This window comes from Galactobacter valiniphilus (assembly GCF_003575975.1).
Taxonomy (GTDB): Bacteria; Actinomycetota; Actinomycetes; order Actinomycetales; family Micrococcaceae; genus Galactobacter; species Galactobacter valiniphilus.
This window is the reverse complement of the sequence record NZ_QQXK01000075.1, coordinates 1-1,073: the sequence shown is the minus strand read 5'-3', so window position 1 is coordinate 1,073 and position 1,073 is coordinate 1. Positions and strand designations below refer to the sequence as shown.

Genomic DNA, 1,073 nt, shown 5'->3' with positions numbered 1-1,073 from the left:
CCGCGTCGCTGTGACACCTCAGATCCTCGTGGTGACGACCTCTCGACCAGCGGGCCATCTCGATCGCGTCGAGGACCATCTCGGTGCGCATGTGAGACGCGCACCGCCACCCGGCGATCATCCGTGAGTACGCGTCGATGATGAAGCAGACATACGCGACGCCCGCCCACGTCGGCACGAACGTCAGATCGGTGACCCAGAGCCTGTTCGGCGCGGTCGCGGTGAACTCCCGTTTCACGAGGTCCGGGTGCCGCGTCGACGTCGGATCCGGCCGGGTCGTCTTGACCCGCTTGCTCCGGATCGCGCCCTCGATGCCGGCAGCCCGCATCAGCCGGCCCGTCTGGTCCCGGCCGATATCGATCCCGGCGCGGCGGGCGGTCTTCCAGAGCTTGCGGACCCCATAGACGCAGTAGTTCGCGTTCCAGAGCGTGACCAGCTCAGGCATCAAGACCGCGTCGCTCACCGCGCGCGCCGAGGGGGCGCGGTCTTTCGCGGCGTAATAGGTGCTCGGAGCCACCTGCAACAGGCTGCAGATGGGCTCGACTCCGAGGCGGCGGCCTTCGACGACGTCGTTCTTGTTCGCGTCGATGAACGCGACTACTTCCGATGTTGGCGGTCGAGCTCCGCCCCGAAGAAAGACGCAGCCCTCTTCAAAATTTCGTTAGCCCGACGAAGCTCACGGACCTCTTGCTCCAGCTCCCGCAGCTTCCGCGATTCGGCCGTGGTCACGCCAGCCATGTTGCCGTCGTCGATGTCGGCCTGCTTGACCCACGTTCTGACGGACTCGATCCCGTATCCGAGCTGCGTCGCGACCCGCTGGACCGTCCCGTGCTCGGTCCCCAGCTCCGCTCGCAGGGTTCGCACCATCCGGACCGCTGCGGCCTTCTCCTCCGGCGAATACCGACGCGTGGTCGGCTTCCCAGATCCCTCATTCGACACCATGACTCCATCCTCGTTTCCAAAGTCAGGAGTCTCCAACAAAGCCAGGGCGCTTCAGTAGCCGTTGCGCTGGGCGAGGCGGTCAGGGCTGGGCTTGCCCCATTCCGCGCCGACCACGGCGTCCGCGTCAGCGG

Annotated in this window: 1 pseudogene and 1 other annotated feature; the pseudogene reads right to left on the bottom strand. The window is 66.4% G+C overall.

The annotated features are described in order from the left end of the window. Nucleotides 1–942: pseudogene (locus DWB68_RS15780) on the bottom strand (IS3 family transposase); the annotation flags it as partial. Then, nucleotides 509–643, bottom strand: a sequence feature (AL1L pseudoknot). (Overlaps the previous pseudogene by 135 nt.) Nucleotides 943–1,073 lie beyond the last annotated feature (131 nt).